At 34.8% G+C, this 23,400-nt stretch carries 20 protein-coding genes; 3 read left to right on the top strand and 17 right to left on the bottom strand.

The features are described from left to right. Nucleotides 1–2: 2 nt before the first annotated feature. The 5 genes from lpdA to SLH52_RS06910 form a co-directional block, all read right to left on the bottom strand. The gene (gene lpdA, locus SLH52_RS06930; protein ID WP_320208546.1) at nt 3–1,412 is read right to left on the bottom strand and encodes a dihydrolipoyl dehydrogenase; all 1,410 of its coding nucleotides are present in this window, start codon (nt 1,410–1,412) and stop codon (nt 3–5) included. 3 nt (nt 1,413–1,415) lie between these two features. After that, entirely contained in the window at nt 1,416–2,711 is a 1,296-nt protein-coding gene (locus tag SLH52_RS06925; protein WP_320208545.1) for a dihydrolipoamide acetyltransferase family protein, read from the bottom strand. 53 nt (nt 2,712–2,764) lie between these two features. Beyond that, nucleotides 2,765–3,742, bottom strand: a complete 978-nt coding sequence (locus SLH52_RS06920; protein WP_320208544.1) for an alpha-ketoacid dehydrogenase subunit beta — start codon at nt 3,740–3,742, stop codon at nt 2,765–2,767. A gap of 3 nt (nt 3,743–3,745) precedes the next feature. Continuing rightward, nucleotides 3,746–4,852 (bottom strand): pyruvate dehydrogenase (acetyl-transferring) E1 component subunit alpha, encoded by a 1,107-nt coding sequence (gene pdhA, locus SLH52_RS06915; protein WP_320208543.1) that lies wholly within the window; start codon nt 4,850–4,852, stop codon nt 3,746–3,748. 681 nt (nt 4,853–5,533) lie between these two features. Then, nucleotides 5,534–6,220, bottom strand: a complete 687-nt coding sequence (locus tag SLH52_RS06910) for a YkyA family protein (RefSeq protein ID WP_320208542.1) — start codon at nt 6,218–6,220, stop codon at nt 5,534–5,536. Between the two features lie 526 nt (nt 6,221–6,746). Between SLH52_RS06910 and def the strand changes: the two genes are divergently transcribed. From def to rnjA, 3 genes are all read left to right on the top strand, one after another. Next, nucleotides 6,747–7,301 carry a peptide deformylase gene (gene def, locus SLH52_RS06905; protein WP_320208541.1) on the top strand — a complete coding sequence of 185 codons (555 nt, stop codon included), beginning with the start codon at nt 6,747–6,749 and terminating at the stop codon, nt 7,299–7,301. Between the two features lie 756 nt (nt 7,302–8,057). Further along, nucleotides 8,058–8,267, top strand: a complete 210-nt coding sequence (locus SLH52_RS06900; protein ID WP_320208540.1) for a DNA-directed RNA polymerase subunit epsilon — start codon at nt 8,058–8,060, stop codon at nt 8,265–8,267. 6 nt (nt 8,268–8,273) lie between these two features. After that, nucleotides 8,274–9,941 carry a ribonuclease J1 gene (gene rnjA, locus SLH52_RS06895; protein ID WP_320208539.1) on the top strand — a complete coding sequence of 556 codons (1,668 nt, stop codon included), beginning with the start codon at nt 8,274–8,276 and terminating at the stop codon, nt 9,939–9,941. 85 nt (nt 9,942–10,026) lie between these two features. On the opposite strand, the gene SLH52_RS06890 is transcribed toward rnjA, so the two are convergent. The 12 genes from SLH52_RS06890 to SLH52_RS06835 form a co-directional block, all read right to left on the bottom strand. Further along, complete coding sequence (locus SLH52_RS06890; RefSeq protein ID WP_214480008.1) at nt 10,027–10,683, bottom strand: potassium channel family protein; 657 nt, start codon at nt 10,681–10,683, stop codon at nt 10,027–10,029. A gap of 304 nt (nt 10,684–10,987) precedes the next feature. After that, the gene (locus SLH52_RS06885; RefSeq protein ID WP_320208538.1) at nt 10,988–12,478 is read right to left on the bottom strand and encodes a S8 family peptidase; all 1,491 of its coding nucleotides are present in this window, start codon (nt 12,476–12,478) and stop codon (nt 10,988–10,990) included. 815 nt (nt 12,479–13,293) lie between these two features. Beyond that, complete coding sequence (locus tag SLH52_RS06880; RefSeq protein WP_320208537.1) at nt 13,294–15,114, bottom strand: ABC transporter ATP-binding protein; 1,821 nt, start codon at nt 15,112–15,114, stop codon at nt 13,294–13,296. 12 nt (nt 15,115–15,126) lie between these two features. Then, nucleotides 15,127–16,881 (bottom strand): ABC transporter ATP-binding protein, encoded by a 1,755-nt coding sequence (locus tag SLH52_RS06875; RefSeq protein ID WP_320208536.1) that lies wholly within the window; start codon nt 16,879–16,881, stop codon nt 15,127–15,129. Between the two features lie 201 nt (nt 16,882–17,082). Further along, a complete protein-coding gene (locus tag SLH52_RS06870; RefSeq protein ID WP_320208535.1) occupies nt 17,083–17,538 on the bottom strand; it encodes a TlpA disulfide reductase family protein in 456 nt (151 codons plus the stop codon). A 323-nt stretch (nt 17,539–17,861) separates the two neighbouring features. Further along, nucleotides 17,862–18,404, bottom strand: coding sequence for a peroxiredoxin (locus SLH52_RS06865; protein WP_214480013.1), 543 nt, complete (start codon nt 18,402–18,404; stop codon nt 17,862–17,864). Between the two features lie 335 nt (nt 18,405–18,739). Further along, nucleotides 18,740–18,982: a YkuS family protein gene (locus SLH52_RS06860; protein ID WP_320208790.1), complete on the bottom strand. Its 243-nt coding sequence runs from the start codon at nt 18,980–18,982 to the stop codon at nt 18,740–18,742. 78 nt (nt 18,983–19,060) lie between these two features. Then, entirely contained in the window at nt 19,061–20,203 is a 1,143-nt protein-coding gene (locus tag SLH52_RS06855; protein WP_413785501.1) for an N-acetyldiaminopimelate deacetylase, read from the bottom strand. Nucleotides 20,204–20,410: 207 nt separating this feature from the next. Further along, complete coding sequence (gene dapD / locus SLH52_RS06850) at nt 20,411–21,121, bottom strand: 2,3,4,5-tetrahydropyridine-2,6-dicarboxylate N-acetyltransferase (protein ID WP_320208533.1); 711 nt, start codon at nt 21,119–21,121, stop codon at nt 20,411–20,413. A 97-nt stretch (nt 21,122–21,218) separates the two neighbouring features. After that, nucleotides 21,219–22,085, bottom strand: a complete 867-nt coding sequence (locus SLH52_RS06845) for a LysR family transcriptional regulator (protein ID WP_320208532.1) — start codon at nt 22,083–22,085, stop codon at nt 21,219–21,221. Between the two features lie 61 nt (nt 22,086–22,146). Beyond that, nucleotides 22,147–22,590, bottom strand: a complete 444-nt coding sequence (gene cbpB / locus SLH52_RS06840; protein WP_320208531.1) for a cyclic-di-AMP-binding protein CbpB — start codon at nt 22,588–22,590, stop codon at nt 22,147–22,149. 87 nt (nt 22,591–22,677) lie between these two features. Next, nucleotides 22,678–23,196, bottom strand: a complete 519-nt coding sequence (locus SLH52_RS06835; RefSeq protein WP_320208530.1) for a ribonuclease H-like YkuK family protein — start codon at nt 23,194–23,196, stop codon at nt 22,678–22,680. Between the last annotated feature and the right edge of the window lie 204 nt (nt 23,197–23,400).

The following is a 23,400-nucleotide window of genomic DNA, read 5'->3' as shown; positions in this document are numbered from 1 at the left end:
ATTTATTTCAAAATGTGAATTGGACTTCCGATGGCAACCTCTGCAGCTTCCATCGTAATTTCTCCTAATGTTGGGTGTGCATGGATTGTCATAGCAATATCTTCAGCAGTCATTCCTGCTTCAATTGCTAAACCAAGCTCAGCAATCATATCAGATGCATTTGGACCAGCAATTTGTGCACCAATCACTAAACCATCTTCTTTTCTCGTAATGAGCTTTAGGAAACCTTCAGCTGCATTAAGTGCCTGCGCTCTTCCGTTTGCACCAAAAGGAAATTTAGCAGCTACAATTTCTAGCCCATTCTCTTTCGCTTCTTTTTCTGAGTAACCAACTGATGCTAGCTCAGGGTCTGAAAATACAACTGCTGGAATTCCATGATAATCTATTTCAGACGGGTGGTTTGAAATTACCTCAGCAGCTATTTTTCCTTCGTAAGAAGCCTTATGTGCAAGCGGTGGTCCTTCGACGATATCACCGATGGCGAAGATATTATCGACAGATGTACGACATTGCTTATCAATTTTAATAACACCACGATCAGTTAAGTCAACACCAACTTGTTCAAGACCTAACTCCTCGGTATTTGGACGGCGACCTACTGTTACTAACACGTAATCAGCATCAATTGTTTTTGTTTCACCTTTTGCTTCAAAAGTAACCGTAACCCCATCTTCACGTTCTTCTACACCTTGTGCTAAAGCATTCGTAAAGATTTCAACGCCTTTTTTCTTAAGTTTACGCTTTACAATGCTGCTCATTTGTTTTTCAAAGCCAGATAAAATCTCATCCGCACCTTCTAATATTGTTACATCCGTACCAAAGTTAGCATAAGCTGTACCAAGCTCTGTACCGATGTATCCACCACCAATAACAACTAATGACTTTGGAATTTCTTCCAATGCTAAAGCTCCAGTAGAATCAATAACACGTTTACTATATTTAAAAGTCGGTAATTCAATTGGACGAGAACCCGTAGCAATGATTGCATGTTTAAACTTATACGTTTGTGCAGAATTTTCATCCATCACGCGGACTGTATTTGCATCAACAAAATAAGCTTCTCCACTAACAATATCGACTTTGTTACTTTTTAATAAAGTTTGAACTCCACCAATTTGTTTTTTTACAATACCAGCTTTCCACTCCTGTACTTTAGAGAAGTCTACAGACACATTTTGTGCTGTAATACCCATATCTTCAGAGTGTAATGCTGTTTCATAGCGGTGACCTGCACTTATTAAAGCTTTAGATGGAATACATCCCACGTTCAAACATACTCCACCTAGATTTGATTTCTCCACAATTGTTACTTTTTGTCCTAGCTGTGCTGCTCTAATTGCGGCAACATAACCTCCAGGACCTGCTCCAACGACAAGAGTGTCTGTTTCAATTGGAAAATCTCCTACTACCATCGATTACCCCTCCATTAATAATAATTCAGGATCGTTTAACAAGCGTTTGATATGATTTAAAGCATACTGAGCAGTAGCACCATCAATCATTCTATGATCGAAGCTTAATGATAATGCTAATACAGGTGCAACTACAATTTCACCATCTTGCACAACTGGTTTTTCTTGAATACGACCGATACCAAGAATTGCGACCTCAGGATGATTGATTACTGGTGTAAACCATTGACCACCAGCTGATCCGATATTCGTTATCGTACATGAAGCGTCTTTCATTTCTTGAGGTGCAAGCTTACCTTCACGAGCCTTTGTAGCTAATTCATTAATTTCATTAGAAATTGAAAATACAGATTTGCTATCAGCATTTTTTACTACTGGAACAAGTAGTCCCTTTTCTGTATCAGCTGCAATACCAATATTGTAATAATGCTTTTGAACGATTTCATCTGTTGCATCATCCATTGATGTGTTTAATACAGGGAACTCTCGCAAAGCTGATGTTAAAGCTTTAACGACATAAGGTAAAAATGTAAGTTTAATACCTTTGTCAGCTGCAACGCTCTTGAACTTTTTACGATGTGCAACAAGCTTAGTAACATCAATTTCATCCATTAACGTTACATGAGGTGCAGTATGTTTAGAATTCACCATCGCTTTTGCAATTGCTTTACGGATTCCGCTAATTTTTTCTCTTGTTTCAGGGTATTCACCAGCTGGGATTGGTTGCTTAGCAGGCTTTTCTTCCTTAACAGGTGTTTGTACAGCAGAGATTTCTTCAACGATCTCTACTGTTTCCGTTTCTTGTACAGCTCCACCAGCTACAAACGTATCGATATCTTGTTTAAGTACACGCCCGTTATTTCCAGTACCAGCTACTAGACGTATGTCTATGCCTTTTTCTCGTGCATATTTACGAACTGACGGCATTGCAATTACGCGACGATTTTCATCTACTTCAGGGATATCCGCTTGAACTGCTGCAGTTACCTCTTCCACACTCTCAGCTTGCTCAGGTTCTTTTTCTTCCTCTTCTTGACCTTTAAATGTCAGGCCTTCATATCCTGGTGCATCAAATTTAATGAGAGTGTCACCTACAACAGCAACCGTTCCTTCTTCAACAAGAACCTCTAACACTTTTCCTTTAACAGGTGAAGGAATTTCAACTACAGCTTTATCGTTTTGTACTTCACACAGTACGTCATCTTCATTGACTTCATCGCCTGTATTTACAAACCATTTAACAATTTCACCTTCGTGAATACCTTCTCCGATATCAGGCAGTTTAAATTCAAATGCCATGTTGTCGACCTCCTAGTCCTTTTGCATAAAGTCATTATCTTGGGAACTTAAAATTAAAAGTTCATTACTTTTTTCGCAGTTTCAATAACGTCCTTAAAGTTAGGTAACCATATAGGTTCAGCTGCAGAGAACGAATATACTGTATCTGGAGCTGCTACACGTAATACTGGTGCTTCTAAGCTTAATATAGCACGATCATTAATTTCCGCTACTACATTCGCTGCTATACCAGCTTGTTTTTGTGCTTCTTGTACAACAATTGCACGCCCAGTTTTTTCAACAGATGAAATAATTGTAGGAATATCTAATGGACTTACTGTACGTAAATCAATTACTTCCGCTGAAATTCCTTCTTTCTCAAGTTCTGTTGCAGCTTTTAAAGATTCATGAACCATTGCACCATATGTGATAATCGATAGGTCGCTGCCTTCACGTTTTACATCCGCTTTACCGATTTCAATTGTGTATTCTTCTTCAGGTACTTCTTCTCTAAATGAACGGTATAATTTCATATGCTCTAAAAAGATAACTGGATCATTATCACGGATAGCAGAAATCAATAAACCTTTCGCGTCATATGGAGTCGAAGGGATGACTACCTTTAATCCTGGTTGCTGAGCCATTAATCCTTCTAAGCTGTCTGCATGTAACTCAGGTGTATGCACGCCCCCACCAAATGGTGAACGAATTGTAACTGGAGAATGATAACGTCCTCCAGAACGATATCTCATTCTAGCCATTTGTCCAGATATCGCATCCATAACCTCATATACAAAACCGAAGAATTGTATTTCAGGAACGGGTCTGAAACCTTGTAAACCTAGACCTACTGCAAGGCCACCAATACCCGATTCAGCTAAAGGTGTATCAAATACACGATCTTCACCAAATTCTGCTTGTAATCCTTCAGTAGCACGGAAAACCCCACCGTTTAATCCTACGTCTTCTCCAAATAGCAATACATTAGGGTCATTACGCAACTCTGTACGTAACGCATCGGTGATTGCTTGAATCAATGTCATTTGGGCCATCGCTTATTTCGACTCCTTTTCTTGATAAATTTCCAATTGCTCTTGTAAGTTGTATGGTAATTCCTCGAACATATTATTTATAAAATCTGATACTTGTTGTTTAGGTGCTTCGTCAGCTTTTTTAATTGCTTCTTTTATATCTTCTTTAGCTTTTTCAATCACATTATTTTCTTGCTCTTCAGACCATAAGCCTTTCTTTTCAAGGAACTTACGGAAGCGTACAAGTGGATCTTTCTTTTCCCACTCATCATCAAGTTCTGTAGAACGATAACGAGTTGGATCGTCTCCAGCCATTGTGTGTGGACCATAACGATAAGTTAAAGTTTCGATCAATGTTGGTCCTTCACCGTTTACCGCGCGCTCACGAGCTTCATTTACTGCAGCATAAACAGCTAAAGGATCCATTCCATCAACTTGAATACCAGGTATTCCAGCCGCGACACCCTTCTGAGCTACAGTACCTGCTGCAGATTGTTTTTCCACTGGCGTAGAAATTGCAAATCGATTATTTTGAACAATGAAAATAGCTGGTGCTTTGTATGCTCCTGCAAAATTCATACCTTCATAAAAATCTCCTTGGCTCGCACCACCGTCACCTGTATAAGTAACTGCTACTGCTTTTTTACCACGTTTTTTCATCCCAAGCGCTACACCAGCACATTGAGTAATTTGTGCACCGATAATAATTTGAGGTGAAATCACATTTACTCCTTCAGGCATTTGATTTCCATGAAAATGTCCTCTTGAAAATAAAAATGCTTGATATAATGGTAAACCATGCCATACAATTTGTGGCACATCACGATATCCAGGTAAAATAAAATCTTCTTTTTCTAAAGCAAACTGACTAGCCAACTGGGAAGCTTCTTGACCTGCAGTCGGAGCATAAAATCCTAGACGACCTTGACGATTTAAACTAATACAACGTTGATCTAAGATACGTGTATAAACCATTCTTGTCATTAACTCTTTTAGTTGGTCATCGGATAGCTTAGGCATAGCGTCTTCATTTACAACTTCGCCTTCTTCATTCAAAATTTGAAGTGTTTGAAAATGCTCTTCTACTTTTGAAAGTTGTTCTTTAGTGTCAGTTTGGGTTGTTTTTCCCATCTGCTTCACCTCTTCCTTTCTTCTCCAATTAGTTATTTTCAGGGTAATTACACAATTAGTGCTAACTTAGAACCCTTTGGCTTACTTATTAGATTATCCAATTTTGACTTTAACAAGCCATATTAAGGGTAGATAATAAGATAAGTTTCTTTAAGTTATATGGATAATAGAATCTGTATCATTCATATCAAAGTAATTGATTAATACAATTTTTATTACATAAAAATATTACACCATTAAAATAGGAGTCGTCAATGTCTATGCTCATAGTTTTTTCAAGTTAATCGTATTGTTAACCGCATTTATATTTTTCTTCAAAAAAACAGTCTGTTATATTACATAACAACCATCTGTTATAATATATTTTATTTTTCTCATAGGCTGTTTTTGGGTTGATTGTTGTTTGTTGTACTAAAGTTAAAATATATACACCACTGACGGTTGTAATATCTTTTCTCTTCTATAGGCTTTTCGAATCGATTGTTGCTTTTTCTAATTACATATAAGCACGTTTACACCTAGGTTCGTTGTATCTTTTCTACTTTAAAGTCTATGAACCCTCATAAAACTCAACAATCTGTTATTTTGTATAAAAAAAGTAGTAATTTTCACAAAAAGAGCCGTCCCATAATAAAAAAGCGAGGTATATTATCCTCACTTTCTGTAGCTACATTTATTTTTTTATTCACTCACATTGGAATCATCTGAATGTTCAATCTCAAATCCTGCATTTTTATAAAAAGATAACTTTGATTCATTAAACTCGTTAGTCAATTGATTAAATTTTTCATTTGTATCCATGACGTTAGTATAGCTTTCATTTATTTTGGTGATATGGGATTCTAATTGTTCTAATGGTAAATCCTCAATTTGAAGCATTTCATATAGTTCTTTATCTAATGAAAGTGATTGATTATACCGTTGGTGAAGATCTTCATATACAGTATAACGTTGGCTCATTAACTCAAATAAAGCTGTTGCTGATTTTTTTAAGTCTTCATCCTTCATGTTATCAGTAATTGACAGAATTGTTTCAAAATGCTTTCTCCCTGCTTCTATGCTCTCATATTCATTCTTCAGATGTTCTTCTCTCTTCGCAACAACATTAAGAGCTTCGTTAGAAAGGGTTACGATCTGATCAAAATCATCCATACTTAATGAAATAATTTGATCAAATAATTCTTTATCCTTTAGCTCTAACTCCGTCAAAGGTTCTTGTTGTTCTTCAAAATCAGCTTCAAGTGATACGACCTCTTCTAGAGTATTGTAAATTTTTTCTTCAGGACTAGTGCCACTACAAGCGGCTGTTCCAAGCAACAACGTCACTAGCACACTGAGTATTCCTATTATTTTCTGTTGTTTATACACAATAATCCCCCTCACAACCTAACACCTTCTACTATAATGATATCTATGATATTTGACAATATGTACAAGAAAAATAATGATCGATTAGTACAATACATATTTATGAGCTTGTCTACTTGAAAATGACTGATTAATTTACATATATCACAAGCTTTCTTAAAAATTTTTTACAAACAACTGAGATACACATGAGCACATATGTTTCGGATGGTCTATTAACATGAATACAAACCTCGAATACGTGCATATTTGTTACTAGACATATTTATAGTTCAAAATAATAATTGATTTTGTTAACAATTCCATATGTATTTGATAGACTATAATAAAATAAGGCTCTTTTCGTAAACATTGTTGTTAATTTTATTAATAAGAATAGTAAGATGAGGTGTTATCCGAACCCTAAAATGCTAAAAGTCGAAAAGTTGCCTTAGGCGCTAATTGTTTATATCTTAGTACAGAAAGCAACAATCTATGCGAAACCAGCAAAAAAATAAATAGAAGATTTAAATAGGAGTGAACATTCTTGATTAAAATGGAAGACATTATTAGAGAAGGCCATCCTACACTTCGGAAAGTCGCTGAAGAAGTAGCAATGCCTCCATCAAAGGAAGATATAAATATTTTACAAAGCATGATTGAATATGTCCAGATGAGTCAAGATGAAGAATTGGCAGAAAAATATGACTTACGACCTGGTATTGGTTTAGCTGCACCTCAAATAAATGTATCAAAAAAAATGATTGCAATTCATGTTCACGATGTGAATGACACATTATTTAGCTACGCATTATTCAATCCAAAGATTGTTAGTCATTCTGTAGAAAAAACATATTTAACAACAGGCGAAGGCTGCCTTTCAGTTGATCGAGAAGTTCCTGGATACGTTCCACGTTATGCTCGAATCACAGTAAAAGGAACCACATTAGAAGGTGAAAATGTTACTATACGCCTGAAAGGATTACCATCCATCGTCTTCCAGCACGAGATAGACCATTTAAACGGCATTATGTTTTATGACCATATCAATGAAAAAGAGCCGTTTACATTGTTAGAAGAAGCAACACCTCTTGATAGATAACTAAAAGGATCAGACCCTAATTAATTTGGATCTGATCCTTTGCTTTTCGCACCGACTGTTTCATTTGTATTGCCTATGATCGTTTATCTTATTAAAATGCTTCGGAATATCTTACTGTTCTAATAAAAACCCTTTATGTTTATTCACATTAACCCTACCACACATACCCCACTCTTAAATTACAGATGTCACTTCATTACTAACCGCTAGTACTTATCATTTTTAATAGAAGAAAAAATTTAGTTATGTATAGTTCTAATATAACCACCTATTTTTTCAAAAAAACATTATTGTTTGACTCAGCTTTAGTTTATGTCACTGCTGAAAGAAAATCTTTACAGTGTATAGATTAATATCTCTGTTCCATTTTTACCCATGAGAACTTTAACCTTGAACACATATACTACTAATAAAGATTGTAAATACCCTTTAACAATTACTAAAGTTCGTTTACAATAAATATATAAGGAGTTGACATAGCTATGCTAAAAAAACTCAGAAAAAAATTGTTGAAACAGTGGCGGGATCTTGTTGGAAAAAAATCTATTGCATAATAATATAAATACATTTACGCCCTTCTACTGAAGGGCTCATTATTTAATTAGCACCGTGGACAATTTTATTGTAAAATAAGTGAATGTAACTAATATAAATATATACTTTCATATACTTCAGCAGAAAAATGAAATATATGTTATTTTATTTATAATAAAAACAAGTGAATTGTAATTTCGGAGGTTAAGGAGAGAGATAGGAATGATTTTTAAAGTTTATTTTCAAGAAGATGTACTAGAAGTACCAGTGAGAGAAAAGACCCAAACTGTGTACATTAACGCTGATTCAGAACGGGATGTAAGAGAAAAATTAAAAGATCGAAATCTAAATATAGAGTTTGTTCAGCTAGTAAGTGGTGAATATTTAGAATTCGAACAAAGAAATGAAGATTTTAAAGTATTGGAGAATTGATAACTAATGAAATTTGTAAAAAATGATCAAGTAGCGGTTTTCGCCCTAGGTGGATTAGGTGAAATCGGAAAAAACACATATGGTGTTCAATATCAAGATGAAATAATTTTAATTGATGCTGGAATTAAATTTCCTGAAGATGAACTTTTAGGTATCGACTACGTAATACCAGATTATAGCTATTTAGTCAAAAATGCTAATAAAATCAAAGGTTTGTTTATAACACATGGACATGAAGATCACATTGGAGGAATTCCTTATTTATTACGTGAGCTTAATATTCCTATCTACGGTGGTAAATTAGCATTAGGCCTTATTAGAAATAAATTAGAAGAGCATGGACTATTACGAAGAACAACTTTTCATGAAATTAAAGAAGACGATATTATAAAATTTAGAAAAACAGCAATCACATTTTTCAGGACTACTCATAGTATCCCTGATTCTTATGGTATTGTTGTAAAAACTCCTGCAGGACAAATTGTACATACCGGTGACTTCAAATTCGACTTTACTCCTGTTGGAGAGCCAGCAAACTTGACAAAGATGGCAGAAATAGGGAAAGAGGGAGTGTTATGCTTACTTTCAGATAGCACAAACAGTGAAAATCCTGATTTCACAATGTCTGAAAGACGTGTAGGTGATAGCATTCACGATATATTCAGGAAAGTTGATGGTCGAATTATATTTGCAACTTTTGCATCAAATATTCATCGATTGCAGCAAGTTACTGAAGCAGCTGTTGCGAATAATCGCAAAATCGCTGTATTTGGGAGAAGCATGGAAGGTGCTATCGAAATAGGCCAAGAGCTTGGATACATTCAATGTCCGAAAGATACATTTATTGATACGGCCCAACTCAACAGACTTCCAGCTAATCAAACTACAATTCTATGTACAGGTAGTCAAGGGGAACCTATGGCAGCTTTATCAAGAATTGCAAATGGCACACATAGACAAATTCAAATTATCCCTGGTGATACAGTTGTATTTTCATCTTCACCTATTCCTGGAAATACAATTAGCGTTAGCCGTACAATAGATAGGCTCTCAAGAGCAGGTGCTGAAGTTATTCATGGTCAATTAAACGACATTCACACTTCTGGACATGGTGGACAAGAAGAACAAAAATTAATGCTACGTTTAATTAAGCCTAAGTACTTTATGCCGATTCATGGTGAGTATCGCATGCAAAAAATGCACACCAAGCTTGCTATTGACTGTGGTGTAGATGAAGAAGATTGCTTTATTATGGACAATGGAGAAGTGCTTGCTTTAAGCAAAAAGGAAGCATCTGTTGCAGGAAAAATCCCTTCAGGATCAGTTTATATTGACGGTAATGGCATAGGAGATATCGGTAATATAGTTTTGCGCGATCGTCGTATCTTATCAGAAGAAGGGCTTGTTATTGTTGTAGTCAGCATTAACATGAAAGACTTTAAAATTGCAGCAGGCCCTGACATTATATCTAGAGGTTTCGTTTATATGAGAGAATCTGGAGACTTAATAAATGATGCTCAGAATTTAATAACAAAGCACTTAAATAAAGTCATGGAACGTCGCACAAGTCAATGGTCAGAAATTAAAAATGAAATTACAGATACTTTATCACCATTTTTATATGAAAAGACAAAACGTCGTCCAATGATTTTACCAATCATCATGGAAGTATAACTTAAGCAAAAAGGGCTTTCCGCTTGTTAAATGTATTTTCTATAAATAGAGAATACATAACAGAGAGGTTTGCCCTTTTGCTTTCTTATATCACATGTTTTTCAAATCTATTGATATCTGTATCTGCCCCGATAACAATTAATATATCCCCTTCATGTATGTTCTCTGTTGCTTGAGGTGATACAATGATCTCCTTGCCTCGTTTAATTGCAACAATGTTTATTCCATATTGAGCCCGAATGTCTAAATCAATTAATGAATTACCATCAATTTTTTCACTTGCAACAATTTCGACAATGCTGTGCTCATCTGATAATTCTAAGTAATCTAATACATTATTTGAAATAATATTATGCGCTATTCTTCTTCCCATATCTCGTTCCGGATGGACGATTTGATCAGCACCTATTTTTGAGAGTACTTTCTCATGATAATCATTCTGTGCTTTGACAGTTATATTTTCAACCCCGAGCTCTTTTAAAATTAGTGTAGTTAAAATGCTAGCTTGAATGTTATCACCAATTGCGATAATAACATGATCAAAATTTCTAATCCCTAAATTTTTTAATATTGACTCATCTGTAGAGTCTCCTATTACTGCATGTGAAGCGATATTAGCATACTCATTTACTTTATCTTCATCAATATCAAAAGCTAATACTTCCATACCTTGTTCACTTAAAGATTTACAAATACTTCCTCCGAATCTTCCTAGTCCAATTACTGCAAATTCTTTTTTCACGTTAACTCCTCCAATATAGTGAAGAAAATGATTCAAATTGATTTTACCATAAAATATAGGCTGTTTTCGCATTGATTGTTGCTTTTCGTTCTTAGATATAAGTACACTTATATAGCTAATGTTCGGGGCTTCTTCTCTTCTCTAAAGACTATAATAATCATATTATACATATTAGTTACTCAAATAAAAGGGAAAAAACAACAAAGTTCACGTAAAGAGTATAAACACAAAAAAAGATAAGCAATCAAGCTTATCTCAGCATGTATTACTTATCTAATCATTTTTACTTAGTTCGCTAACTTACTTATCTCGTTAAGGCGTAATAAGCATTAACTAAACCTTTTCCAAAAGATTCATCATGCCCATTTCCACCTATATCTTCAGCTGATTTTTGTAAATGCAATTTTACCTTCTTCGGTGTTATATCATCGTTTGTGGCATAAATAAGTGCCGCTACTGCTGATACCTTTGGAGCAGCCATAGATGTACCTACCTGCCAAGCGTATGAAGGGCCGTTATAAGTATAGTCAACAATTACTCCTTCAGCATCATATTCATAAGATACATCCGGTACTGAACTAAGATTAAACTCGCCCTCAAATAGACGATTAGCTATATATTCGTCAAAAATTCCCGCATTTAAATACTCCATATACAACTCATAATTTCCTCCAGGTGCTGCAACATCAACAAACCCATTTCCGTAATTAGAGTAAAGAGCTAATTCATCAAAAGGACCTGTTGCAGATACCGACACTACATTAGGGATACTCGCTGGAGCATAGAAGCTAGCACCAATATATTCATATCCATCTGGACCATATTTTAAATTTGCGAGTTCGGTAACTTCTTTATGGTTTGTTGCATTTATACCATCATTCCCTGCAGAAGTCACAACTAAAGCTCCTTTTTTCTCTGCGTATTTCATCGCTCTAGAATATGCAACAAATTCAGCAACATCATCACCTAGTTTTGTTCTCTCACCTGTTTCTGGATCAGTGAAGTACACTTGCCCTTTAGCCATGATCCCACCTAAGCTCATGTTAATTACATCAACTCCATCATTAGCAGCGGCAATAATTGCTTCTACAATCCAAGCATCATGAGCTCCCCCTTCAGCTGCGAATACACGATATGATCGGAAGCCTACATTCGGAGCAACTCCTAAAATTTCACCGTTTCCAGCAATTGTTCCTGCAACGTGCGTACCATGTCCATTACGGTCTTGAATATCGTATAAATCACCCGTTTCGGACTTATCTACACCAGTGATTCCACCTGCAGGTACAAAGTTTTTTGAGCCAGGCAACAAGTTTTCTTTAACATCAGGATGATTGACATCTATCCCTGAGTCAATAATACCTACGACAACATCATGATTTCCTGTGTTAATATCATAGCTAGCACCATCGTTTGTCACCCTTTTTATGTCCCATTGTAAATCATATAAGGAAGCATTATTTACATCAATTGATGTATCCTCTATATCGATTGAATGTAAATCAGGTACATTAACGACTAACGAAGGAGTTGCGACTGAAATGTCAGCGTGTTTTATTGCATCCTTGGCAAAATCTGTAGGAGCTTTGACTTGAATGACACCAATCTCCGGTATGGACTTAACTATTGTACCACCTAGCTCCTCAACGATTGAAGAAACATCATTCGGAAGTTGTTCTTTCTTAAAAACAATCGTATAAGAGATGCTTTCTTCTGATTTCGTTGAAGCAGAAGTTGGTAAGGCCACACCTACTATTAGTAATGCAGTAAAAAACAAACTTATTAATTTTTTCATCTTTTATCCTCCCTTATTTTTATCGTACAATTGTAAATATTCAATAATTTCTTAGTGGAATCCTTGCTACTTATCAATTATCTACTTGCATTTGCAATCTAGGTAAAATGTACTATACATAATTCTTATCGTATACGCTATGTAAGAATTTACTGTTAATATTGTAAAAAACGCTTGGGGACTCTGTTGTTCTGTACAACGAAGACTAACATATAAAACAATTTTTCATGGTAATAGTTTAGTAACAATAACACAAAGTGTAAGAAAAGAACCTTACTAATGCTTGTTTTCGCATAATTTCTTGCCTTCCGTAATAGCAGCTAGCTACGAATATTAATAACGTTCGGGGTATCTTTTCTTCTTTAGAGACTATATGATCATTTATTACTTTCGGTTACTAAAATCCTAGTGATAATAAATACAAAGTATCGAAAATAACCTTACTAATGCTTGTTTTCGCATCAATTGTTGCTTTTCGTAATATGAGCTAAACTCGAAAAATTTCTAACTTTCGGGGCTTCTTTTCTTCTGTACAACGAAGACTAACATATAAAACAATTTTTCATGGTAATAGTTTAGTAACAATAACACAAAGTGTAAGAAAAGAACCTTACTAATGCTTGTTTTCGCATAATTTCTTGCCTTCCGTAATAGCAGCTAGCTACGAATATTAATAACGTTCGGGGTATCTTTTCTTCTTTAGAGACTATATGATCATTTATTACTTTCGGTTACTAAAATCCTAGTGATAATAAATACAAAGTATCGAAAAGAACCTTACTAAAAAAACAAACCACCTTTTCGGTGGTTTGTTACTAGCCTACTTCAAGCATTCTAAATTGTGCTTCAACCAACTTATAGTACTCTCCATGATGTTCCATTAACTGTTCATGTGTTCCATCTTCAATAATTTTACCTTGTTCAAGGACAAAAATATGATCAGCATCTCTAATCGTCGATAATCTATGAGCTATAATGATGGCAGTTCGTCCATGTAATAATTCTTTTAGAGCCTGTTGAATTTTCACTTCTGTTTCCGTATCTATACTTGCTGTTGCTTCGTCAAGTATTAATATTTTTGGGTCAGCCAGCAATGCTCTTGCAAAGGATAATAGTTGTCTCTCTCCGACCGATAAGACATTGCCTCTTTCCTCTACTTCTGTCTCGTAGCCGTTAGCTAGTTTTTCAATAAAATCATGTGCACCAACGGCTTTTGCTGCTTTATAAATCTCATCGTCTGTTGCATCAGGTCTTCCAAAACGAATATTATCCATAATTGAACCTGAAAATATAAATGTATCCTGTAGAACTACACTAATTTGTGATCTAACACTATCCAATAAAAGATCTTTTATGTTATAACCATCTATTATTACTTCTCCACTTGTAGCATCATAGTTTCTACCTATTAAATTGGCAATCGTAGTTTTCCCTGACCCTGTATGCCCAACTAGCGCTACAGTTTGACCTTGTTTAATTGATAATGAAACTTTGTCTAGTGCTGTTCTCTTGTCGTCATATGAAAAAGTCACATCACGAAAATCAATATCACCTTTCATATTTGGCAGTGGATTTGCATCTATTTTGTTTGATACGAGTGGCTTCTCATCTAAAAATTCAAAAATCCTTTCACTGGATGCCATACCCATTAATAATTGATTGTAAACTTGGCCTAATCTTGAAATAGGTTCCCAAAACATACCTAAGTAAAAGGCGAACATGACAAACTCCCCGACGCTCAAGCTTTGACCAGTAATTAAGATTGATCCATACCAAATTAAGATTGCTGTACCAATCGCATTAGACATTTCAACAAATGGTCTAAAAAGAGCGTTCTTTTTTGTTGCATCTTTCCATGAAAGATAAGACTCAGTGTTTATACCATCAAAAAAAGTAATATTCTCAGGCTCTTGTGTATACGCCTGTGTCACACGTATCCCTTGAATACTTTCATTTAAGTGTGAATTCATCTTAGACTGCTTCATCCTCACATTTTGCCAAGAACGTCGTATATTTTTACGCAAGCTTGTCGATATGATAAACATAATTGGTAAAATGACCATAATGGCAATCGTTAATGATGGACTATTTGAGAATAAAATAACAACAATACCGACTAAAATAATTAAATCCATTAATAAATTAATGACACCATTTGTAAACAATTCCTGTAATGAATTAATATCGTTCATAATTCTAACTAATATTGAACCCGCTGATCGTTGATCAAAAAACTTGTGTGACAACCTTTGAACATGCGTAAATAAATGTTTGCGTAAGTCATAAATAATATTTTGACCAAGTAAATTCATCCAACGAATACGCAACATATTTGCTACATACGAGACCGTATATAAAACAGCGATAATGATAACCAGTTTAATCAAGAGGTCTGTATCCTTATATTTCACTGCTTGGTCAAGTGTGTAGATTCCTATTAAGATCGGAATAATGAGACGTACAGCCGTAGTTATAATAACTGTTAGGATAGCTAGCGGTAAGTATGATTTAACATATGGTTTCATATAACTAAGCAATCGAACCATTTGTTTCCAATTAAACGGTTTATCGATAGCTTGATCTGTGGAATAGTGAAATCTCTCTTTTATTAACTCATTCAGTTTTTCTTTTTTCATGTTCACACCACCTTATCCGATCTGAGTAGCAAGAATACGTTTTTGATCTTTATATTGAATATCGTATATCCTTTTATACGTTCCATTGTTCTTCAATAGCTCATTATGAAGCCCTCGCTCTACAATTCTACCTTCTTCTAATACTAATATTTCATCTGCATGTTTTAATGAAGAAATACGATGAGCGATAATAATGGTAGTTCTGTCTTTCATAACTTCCTGTAGCGCATGTTGAATTTTAAATTCAGTTTCCATATCAACAGCACTTGTCGCATCATCTAAAATAAGAATGCTAGGATTAATACAAATTGCTCGAGCAATGGCAATACGCTGCTTTTGACCACCAGACAAGCCCATACCTCTTTCACCTAACAACGTATCATATCCATCGGGCAGTTCCATTATAAACTCATGTGCATTAGCACGCTTCGCAGCATCAATGATTTCATCCATGGTCGCCTCAGGCTTTCCATAGGCAATATTCGCTTTTATTGTAGATGAGAATAAAAATGATTCTTGTAAAACAACACCAATGTTTTTTCTTAAAGTATGGAGAGCGTAATCTTTTACATCTCTACCATCGATTTTAACTATACCAGCTGCAGGATCGTAGAATCTTGTTAACAATTGGGTAACACTCGTCTTTCCTGAACCAGTTGACCCAATAAGACCAATAACTCTCCCTTTTTCTGCATGAAAAGAAATATTCTTTATTGCAGCTGTATCTTCATCACTATACTCTAATGTAACTTGCTCAAACTCTATATTTCCTTCAAGCTTTTCTTTTTTAATAGGTGTTTCAACATTTTTAATTTCTTCTTCTGCCTCAAGAACTTCCAATAGTCTTTCACCAGAGGCTTTTGACTGTGAAAACAAATTAATTACAAACCCTAAGTTTGCTATCGGCCAAATAATGTACCAAACAAGGCTGAAAAAAGCTACTAATTCTCCAGGGTTTAGCTCTCCATTAATAACCATGTTCCCACCATATGCTAATAACGCTACTACACATAGATTACCTATGAACTCCATTAACGGAAAAAATTTAGCCCATACATTTGCTGTATGCAAATATTTATCCTTATAATCATCATTCGTTGTATTAAATTTTGATATTTCAAATCCTTCTCTAGACAAGGATTTTACTGTATTAATTCCACTAATATTTTCTTGCACTTTAGTGTTTAAGCGCCCAAATGATTTACGGATTCCTCTAAAGGCTGGATGAACTTGCTTATCAAACTTATAAACAACAATTGCTAAAAATGGTAAAGCAGCAATCGTTATCATTGCTAGTTCCATAGAATAATAAAACATAACAGATAAGCTTACTGTAATTAAAAGTATGAGACGAATAAATTCTGAAATACCGAATGATAAGAAAAACCTAAAACCTTCAACATCTGCAGTTAATCTTGACATTAAATCTCCTGTTTTGGCGTTGTCGTAATAACGAAAAGGCAAATATTGTAGTTTTTCATACAGGGTATTTCGAAGATGATACACAGATTTTATGCCAAACATATCACCTAAGTACTGTTGAAAAAAAGTTGCAATACCTTTTATAATCATAATTCCAACAAAGCCTAAAGCCAAATACGGAACAGCTGAGTGTTTACCACCAATAAAAACTTCATCAATTGTATATTGTAAGATGATTGGATACACTACAATAATTCCCGTTACAAACAATGAAAAAAATAACGACCATAAGAACAGATGTTTGTATGGCCAGTAAAAGCTTTTAAGTTTACGAAAAGTTTCCATCTTATGACCTCCTAACTAACTATTGGTGTGTTTTTTAGACGTATAAATAAATATACCGTGTTTCATCATATTTTTCTACTATTTTCTATTTTTAAAATTCTATTCCCATTAATGACAATAAAAACAATTAATAAAACTGGAAGCTATTCACAACAAAAAGCCCAAAATATATAATTAACTTTGGGCTTACATTTGTTATTATTATTCAGCTTTTTCCGACTCTTCTAAAACACGATTCACACGCTTTGTCAACATTTTCATACCACTTCCACCTGCTTGAAAATGTCTCAGTTTTCCTTCTTTATCAAACACATAATATGCTGGAACATATTGATTTTCAAATGCGTCCGTTAACTTATGGTCGTTATCTACAAAAAGGGGCTGCGATATATCATGTTCTAGAGCAACTTCCTTTACTTTCTCAATATCTAAATCCTTTTCTGATCGTGGCATATGGACTGCTACGACATTCAATTTATCTTTGTATTCGTCACGAAATTCATTTATTTGAGGCATCGCTTCTTTACATAACCCACAACTAACTGACCAATAATGAATTAACGTTGGCTTGTCACCTACAAGTTGATCTTTTGTTACTTCACCATTTAGCCAAGCTGTTGCTCCGGTTAATTCTGGCATTTGTTCTCTTAATTTCATTTAATTCACTCCTATAAGAGCATGTTCAAAAAGGAAGATAAAAAGGCGTAATGCTGGTATTATCGTGTTTTTATCTCTCCGAGTTGCTTTAAGTCGCACATACTACAAATTAGTATTATCATTACCATAAGTGCAAGATGAAAATGCCACTTACCGTGAAATACTACATCCTTTATCCAAACTTTTTGAACAGCCTTTATTAATATAATTACACCGATGATGCTAAGGAAGGGTCTAACATATTCGTTAGACCCTTCCTTCTATATGTTGCAGTTGTAAGCACATGTCTATTTGCATTTAAAGTGTTGTTAATACTTAGTGAATTATAGTGTCTTTTGACCTGGCTTCCAGTTAGCTGGACAAAGACCTCCAGTTTGAAGAGCTTGTAGTACACGTAGTACCTCTTCAACCTCGCGTCCAATATTATTATGGTGTACTACTTGGTACATTAATTCCCCTTCAGGGCTAATAATAAATAATCCACGAAGAGCAATTCCTTCTTCTTCAATTAAAACACCATAATCTCTTGATACAGCATGGTTTAAATCTGCAGCTAATGGATAGTTTAATTGACCTAAGCCGTTGCTGTCTCTTGGTGTGTTAATCCAAGCCTTATGAGAATGAATTGAATCAGTTGAAACACCAATTACTTCAGCATCTAGATCTTCAAGTTCCTCATAACGATCTGAAATAGCTGTAATTTCAGTTGGACATACAAAAGTAAAATCCATTGGATAGAAGAAAAGCACAGTCCATTTATCATTTTTCATGTTTTCCTCTAAACTTACTTTTCCAAATTCTCCATTTGTTAAAACCGCGTCCATTTCAAAACGTGGTGCTTGTTTACCTACAAGACGTTCTGCCATATGTATTACCTCCAATATTATTGTAATTGAGAATTATTATCTTGAATTCTCACTAATGAATATCTTAACAAAAAAAATTATAATATACAATGTGTTTTTAGTCAATATTAAATTATAATTAATTTAAATAGATAGTAATTATCTTTTTGATGCATCAATTGTATTCTACACATAATAGTTTATCAAACAAACTAACGGATGAAAAATATTACGCCCTATTAATAGTACTATCATGACAATTGAGTTGTTTTTTCTAACATAAATGTTGTTTATTCCATACAAAGAAAACTAGGAAGAGTTTGATTTCCTAGTCGTCTTTAATTTCTTTAATCACCTTATCCTAATTTATCTTCCACCTTCTGACACACTTCATTTGCAGATAAACCACTCGCTTCGATAACCGGGCCAGCTGTTGCTACATTACTCATTCCCATAAAGTTGGAGTCTTGTCCAGTTACAACACAACAATCACATCCTTGAGCATCACTTTCCTGTTGTAACTGAACTACTTGATGTCCCTTCTCTTCAAGTGCCTGCTGTACTTGGGTTAACGATTGCTCAACTCCTACTTTTGCCATCATAAACCACCTCCTCACATTTAATGTGGCTAACATCCAATAAAATATTCATTATAAAAGAGCCTAACCCCCTACCGCTTAACTCGATAAATTAGTGGGGGTCAGACCCTGCTTGTAGTTAATATATTGTGTGATTAAGTTTATGGCTACTGGTATGGCTTGTTCGTTTGGCATGAGCTTTGCGTGATGTAGGCCGTAGGGAGAGTCGACTCCTAACCAAAACATGAAGCCAGGAATATCCTTGATTAAATAACCAAAATCTTCACCTGTCATAGCCTCGGTGCATTCAATCATCTTGACGTCTGTTTGGTCGTTGACAAATTGCATAAACTCACGAGTTTTAACACTATGATTATTCACTTCGTAATAGTTTGATCCAAAGTCGATTTCAACTTCACATTGATACCCTATTTCGATCCCATTCACGATTGATGTTATTCTATTCTTTACATTGTTCATTGCTTTTTCTGACAAAGTTCTAATCGTTCCTTCTAACCTTGCATTTTCTGCAATAATATTTTGTACTGTTCCACCGGTAATTTTGCCAATTGTAACAACGGCACTATCAAGTGGATTGACATTTCTCGAAACAATAGATTGTAATTGAGAAACAAGTGAACAAGCTGCTACAACCATGTCATTTGTATGGTGCGGATAAGCAGCATGACCACCTTTCCCCTTCAAATTAATAAATAACTCTGATGTATTAGCAAAAAGCAACCCTTCTTTTGTCGCAATCGTTCCAACAGGATATTCTGGCGCTATATGTAGCGCAAATATTTCATCTGGCTTCCACGCTTTCATTATCTCACTATTAAGCATTTGTAACGCTCCTCCAGGGCCTTCTTCAGCAGGCTGAAATAAAAAAAGAACGTCATCACGAATAGGATGATTTACAATGTGAGTTAGCACGCCTAACGCAATACTCATGTGAAAATCATGTCCACACGCATGCATATTGCCTTGATGTTTACTTGAAAATTCATACCCAGTTTCTTCAGTAATAGGAAGTCCATCAATGTCAGCTCGATAACCTATCGTTTGTTGTGGATTAGTACCAGCAACTTTAACGAATAAGCCAGTTTTCCATTTCTTCATAACAAAGCGTTCAGCATTAAGAGTCGATAAGTAGTTAATTAAGTATTGTTGGGTTTTATTTTCTTCATAACCCAATTCCGGAATTTGATGTAAGTCTCTTCGAATTTTTATAAAACGGTTCATTTCACTCAAGTTTATACCTCCTTAAAACATAAGCGTGGACTTATTTGTCCACGCTTAGCATTACTCTTTTTTGTACTTAAATGAAGTATGTATTCATCGGCATCTTTTCTACTTTTAACATTTTTGAGTTCATGCAAAACTCTTCATGCTGACCAATGTTAGAAAACGGCAACAAAGTTTACGAAAAGAGCCTTTGTCCTTTCACACTTAAAGTTTTCTTAACTCTTGCATAATTTCTGTTTTTGATTTTGTTTTGTCGTCAATCTCTTTTATTACACGAGCTGGGGTACCAGCTACTACCGTATTTGGAAGCACATCATCAATTACAATAGCTCCAGCAGCTACTACTGCACCTTGTCCAACAGTAACTCCTTCAAGGACAACTGCATTTGCGCCGATTACAACACCATCTTCAATTACAACAGGTTTCGCTGAAGGTGGTTCAATCACACCAGCTAATACTGCGCCGGCTCCTATATGACAGTTTTTCCCTACTGTTGCTCGTCCTCCTAGAACTGCATTCATATCGATCATCGTTCCCTCACCAACAACCGCACCAATATTAATAGAAGCTCCCATCATTATTACAGCATTGTCTCCTATTTCAACTTGATCTCGAATAATCGCACCTGGTTCAACTCGTGCTTTTATATTTTTAAGGTTTAGCATTGGAATGGCAGAGTTTCTACGGTCATTTTCAATTACGTAATCAGAGATTTTTTCTTTATTGCTCTCTAAAGCAGATTGAATTTCTTCCCATTCTCCAAAAACTACTCCTGTATCTCCAGTTATAAATGTTTGAGAATTAGCACCAAACTCTAGGCCTTCCAACTCACCTTTTATGTATACTTTTACAGGGGTTGATTTTTTACTATTTGAAATAAAAGATATGATCTCGTTAGCATCCATCATTTTCATGGCTTATACCTCCACAACTTTACTTGTTTAATTAGTTATTCTGTTATACTTTAACAGACAAAAGAGTATGTGACAACTGTTTTAGAACTCTACAAAGTTACTGTTTTGATTGCTTTATTATATCAATAAATGCTTGAACTTGTTTTAGCTGAAATGCAGATTCATAACCAAGTAACCATGTATCTCTAGTAATTGGGCGGTCATTTTCATCTAATAATGGGATTCGGTACATGTTAGAATCCCCATCTAGAGTAACAGATGGCAGGATGGCATAGCCAATTCCATGTAAAACCATTTGTTTACACGTTTCAATTTGATCTACTACGATTGTCCTTTTAGGTGTTGTCTGAAATTGACGATGCCACCAATTTTGTATTTCTTGATAATAAGTAGAGTCACTTTTAAATTGAATAAAAGGCCTTTCGGTTTCTAAAACCTGTTCTATTTTATTAATTTCAGTATCAACTAAATATAGAGTATCCGACAGTAGATGTTTTTTTACACCCTTCCACTCGGGATTACCACGGATAATACCAATATGCACTGAATCCTCATACAAGCTTTTTAATATATCACTACTCCACCCTGTTATTAACGATATTTTTGCATGTGGATAAGTATTGACAAACTGCTTTAACACATTCGGTAACCAGTGCTGTCCGATAATAGTTGCAACTGCTATTTTTAAAGTTCCGTGTATTTCTTGGTCTAACTTGTTGATCTCTTCTCGAACCTTTTCTTCATTCTTAACTACTTCCATTGCATAGTTTACAATTTTTTCACCAGACGGTGTTAATGTTAATCCTTTTTGGGAACGAAGAAAGATTTGAGTATCCCATGCTTTTTCTATAGAATGAAGCCTTTGTGACAGCGCAGGTTGAGATACAAATAACTTTTCTGAAGCTTTACGCATATTTAATTCTTGAGCTAACACAACTAATAATTGAAACTCTGAAAATTGCATGTTCATACCTCTAACTCAGTTTTTCTTATCGCTTCCATAGATGAAATATAAGCGAGCAATGCTATTTATTTAATTTGTGAACGTGGCGATTTAATTGTTTTAAAATAGCTCTTCGGGTAAATATTCCTTCCAACGTCTCATCATCATTTTGTACGCACACAAACGGATGATTAACGACCAAATTTAAACCTTTAGTTAATGAATCTCTTACATATAATCTTGGAATATCACTATTCATGACGTCTTCAACTTTCATATTTTCAAGTTGCTCAAATTCAATTCTTTCTAAGCCTAAAATAGCATCAAATATCATCGTAGAACTTATTAAGCCATGTAAACGATACATTGGGTCCAATACAGGTACTGCTGTATATCCAGACTTTGTTAATACTAACAAGGCATGCTCTAAACTATTCCCTATTTGTACATGGGCCACTTTATCAGCTGGAATAAGTAAATCCTTAATGTTTGTTTCTAAGAATTCACTACTGTGTAAGCTTATCATTGCTGATCTTCCCCTTTAACTATTCATTTTCCTTTTTATTGTATCACACTATTAACAATAATACTTTATGTAAGGGCTGTTGGTTAACTACTTTGTATAACGGTTTGCATAACAAAAAGCAGCGTAGGAATCTGGCTTAATTTTTGCTTCTATTCCCATTGCAGTAATTCTCCCTGTCATTTCATGTATTAATTCCTTTGTCATTCCTTTTTTACCGATATCTAAGTGAACTTCTAATCGAAAATCAGCCCCTTTATCAATATAAGGTAAAATTACCTCCGATAACTCTGTTACGTACTTTGTCGTAAAATCATAAGCAATTTCTTGGCTTAAACTAGTTTCTAAAGATATTTTTTCCCGCAAACTTCGAACCGGGCGAGATAAATTATAATTTTTCAAACAACCCCATGCACCTTTACCGACCCTATGTAAGTGAATAGCAGTAATAAAACGAGTAATTTCTTTATGAATATGTGAATCTGTACCTATCGACAGAACATAAAGGGAATGAGGGTCACTTTTCATGAATTCAGTGATTCTACAGATAACTGTTTCAAATGACATATTCCTTTCCGATATATTGTAAAACATGAGCTTATCATCCATTTGTTATCCCACCCCTGACTTTATTTACTATACTATACGTAGTCTTGCATGAAATAGTTCAATAAATAATTGCTTATAAAAAGAATGGTTCATTTAATAAGGCTCTTTTCATACAGCTTGTTATTTTTTTACGTATATTTGAATAAATGGTGTGTACGAAATGATTCTATTTCCGATAGAGAAGAAAGGATGCCACGAACGTTA

The organism is Cytobacillus sp. IB215665 (assembly GCF_033963835.1).
Lineage (GTDB): Bacteria > Bacillota > Bacilli > Bacillales > SM2101 > Nanhaiella.
This window is presented reverse-complemented; position numbering and strand designations above follow the sequence as displayed.

Coding starts and splice junctions, on each gene's coding strand:
- lpdA (WP_320208546.1), bottom strand. CDS start 1,412: ATGGTAGTAGGAGATTTTCCAATTGAAACAGACACTCTTGTCGTTGGA.
- SLH52_RS06925 (WP_320208545.1), bottom strand. CDS start 2,711: ATGGCATTTGAATTTAAACTGCCTGATATCGGAGAAGGTATTCACGAA.
- SLH52_RS06920 (WP_320208544.1), bottom strand. CDS start 3,742: ATGGCCCAAATGACATTGATTCAAGCAATCACCGATGCGTTACGTACA.
- pdhA (WP_320208543.1), bottom strand. CDS start 4,852: ATGGGAAAAACAACCCAAACTGACACTAAAGAACAACTTTCAAAAGTA.
- SLH52_RS06900 (WP_320208540.1), top strand. CDS start 8,058: ATGATTTTTAAAGTTTATTTTCAAGAAGATGTACTAGAAGTACCAGTG.
- rnjA (WP_320208539.1), top strand. CDS start 8,274: ATGAAATTTGTAAAAAATGATCAAGTAGCGGTTTTCGCCCTAGGTGGA.
- SLH52_RS06885 (WP_320208538.1), bottom strand. CDS start 12,478: ATGAAAAAATTAATAAGTTTGTTTTTTACTGCATTACTAATAGTAGGT.
- SLH52_RS06880 (WP_320208537.1), bottom strand. CDS start 15,114: ATGAAAAAAGAAAAACTGAATGAGTTAATAAAAGAGAGATTTCACTAT.
- SLH52_RS06875 (WP_320208536.1), bottom strand. CDS start 16,881: ATGGAAACTTTTCGTAAACTTAAAAGCTTTTACTGGCCATACAAACAT.
- SLH52_RS06870 (WP_320208535.1), bottom strand. CDS start 17,538: ATGAAATTAAGAGAACAAATGCCAGAATTAACCGGAGCAACAGCTTGG.
- SLH52_RS06865 (WP_214480013.1), bottom strand. CDS start 18,404: ATGGCAGAACGTCTTGTAGGTAAACAAGCACCACGTTTTGAAATGGAC.
- SLH52_RS06860 (WP_320208790.1), bottom strand. CDS start 18,982: ATGGCAAAAGTAGGAGTTGAGCAATCGTTAACCCAAGTACAGCAGGCA.
- SLH52_RS06855 (WP_413785501.1), bottom strand. CDS start 20,203: ATGAACCGTTTTATAAAAATTCGAAGAGACTTACATCAAATTCCGGAA.
- dapD (WP_320208533.1), bottom strand. CDS start 21,121: ATGAAAATGATGGATGCTAACGAGATCATATCTTTTATTTCAAATAGT.
- SLH52_RS06845 (WP_320208532.1), bottom strand. CDS start 22,085: ATGCAATTTTCAGAGTTTCAATTATTAGTTGTGTTAGCTCAAGAATTA.
- cbpB (WP_320208531.1), bottom strand. CDS start 22,590: ATGATAAGCTTACACAGTAGTGAATTCTTAGAAACAAACATTAAGGAT.
- SLH52_RS06835 (WP_320208530.1), bottom strand. CDS start 23,196: ATGGATGATAAGCTCATGTTTTACAATATATCGGAAAGGAATATGTCA.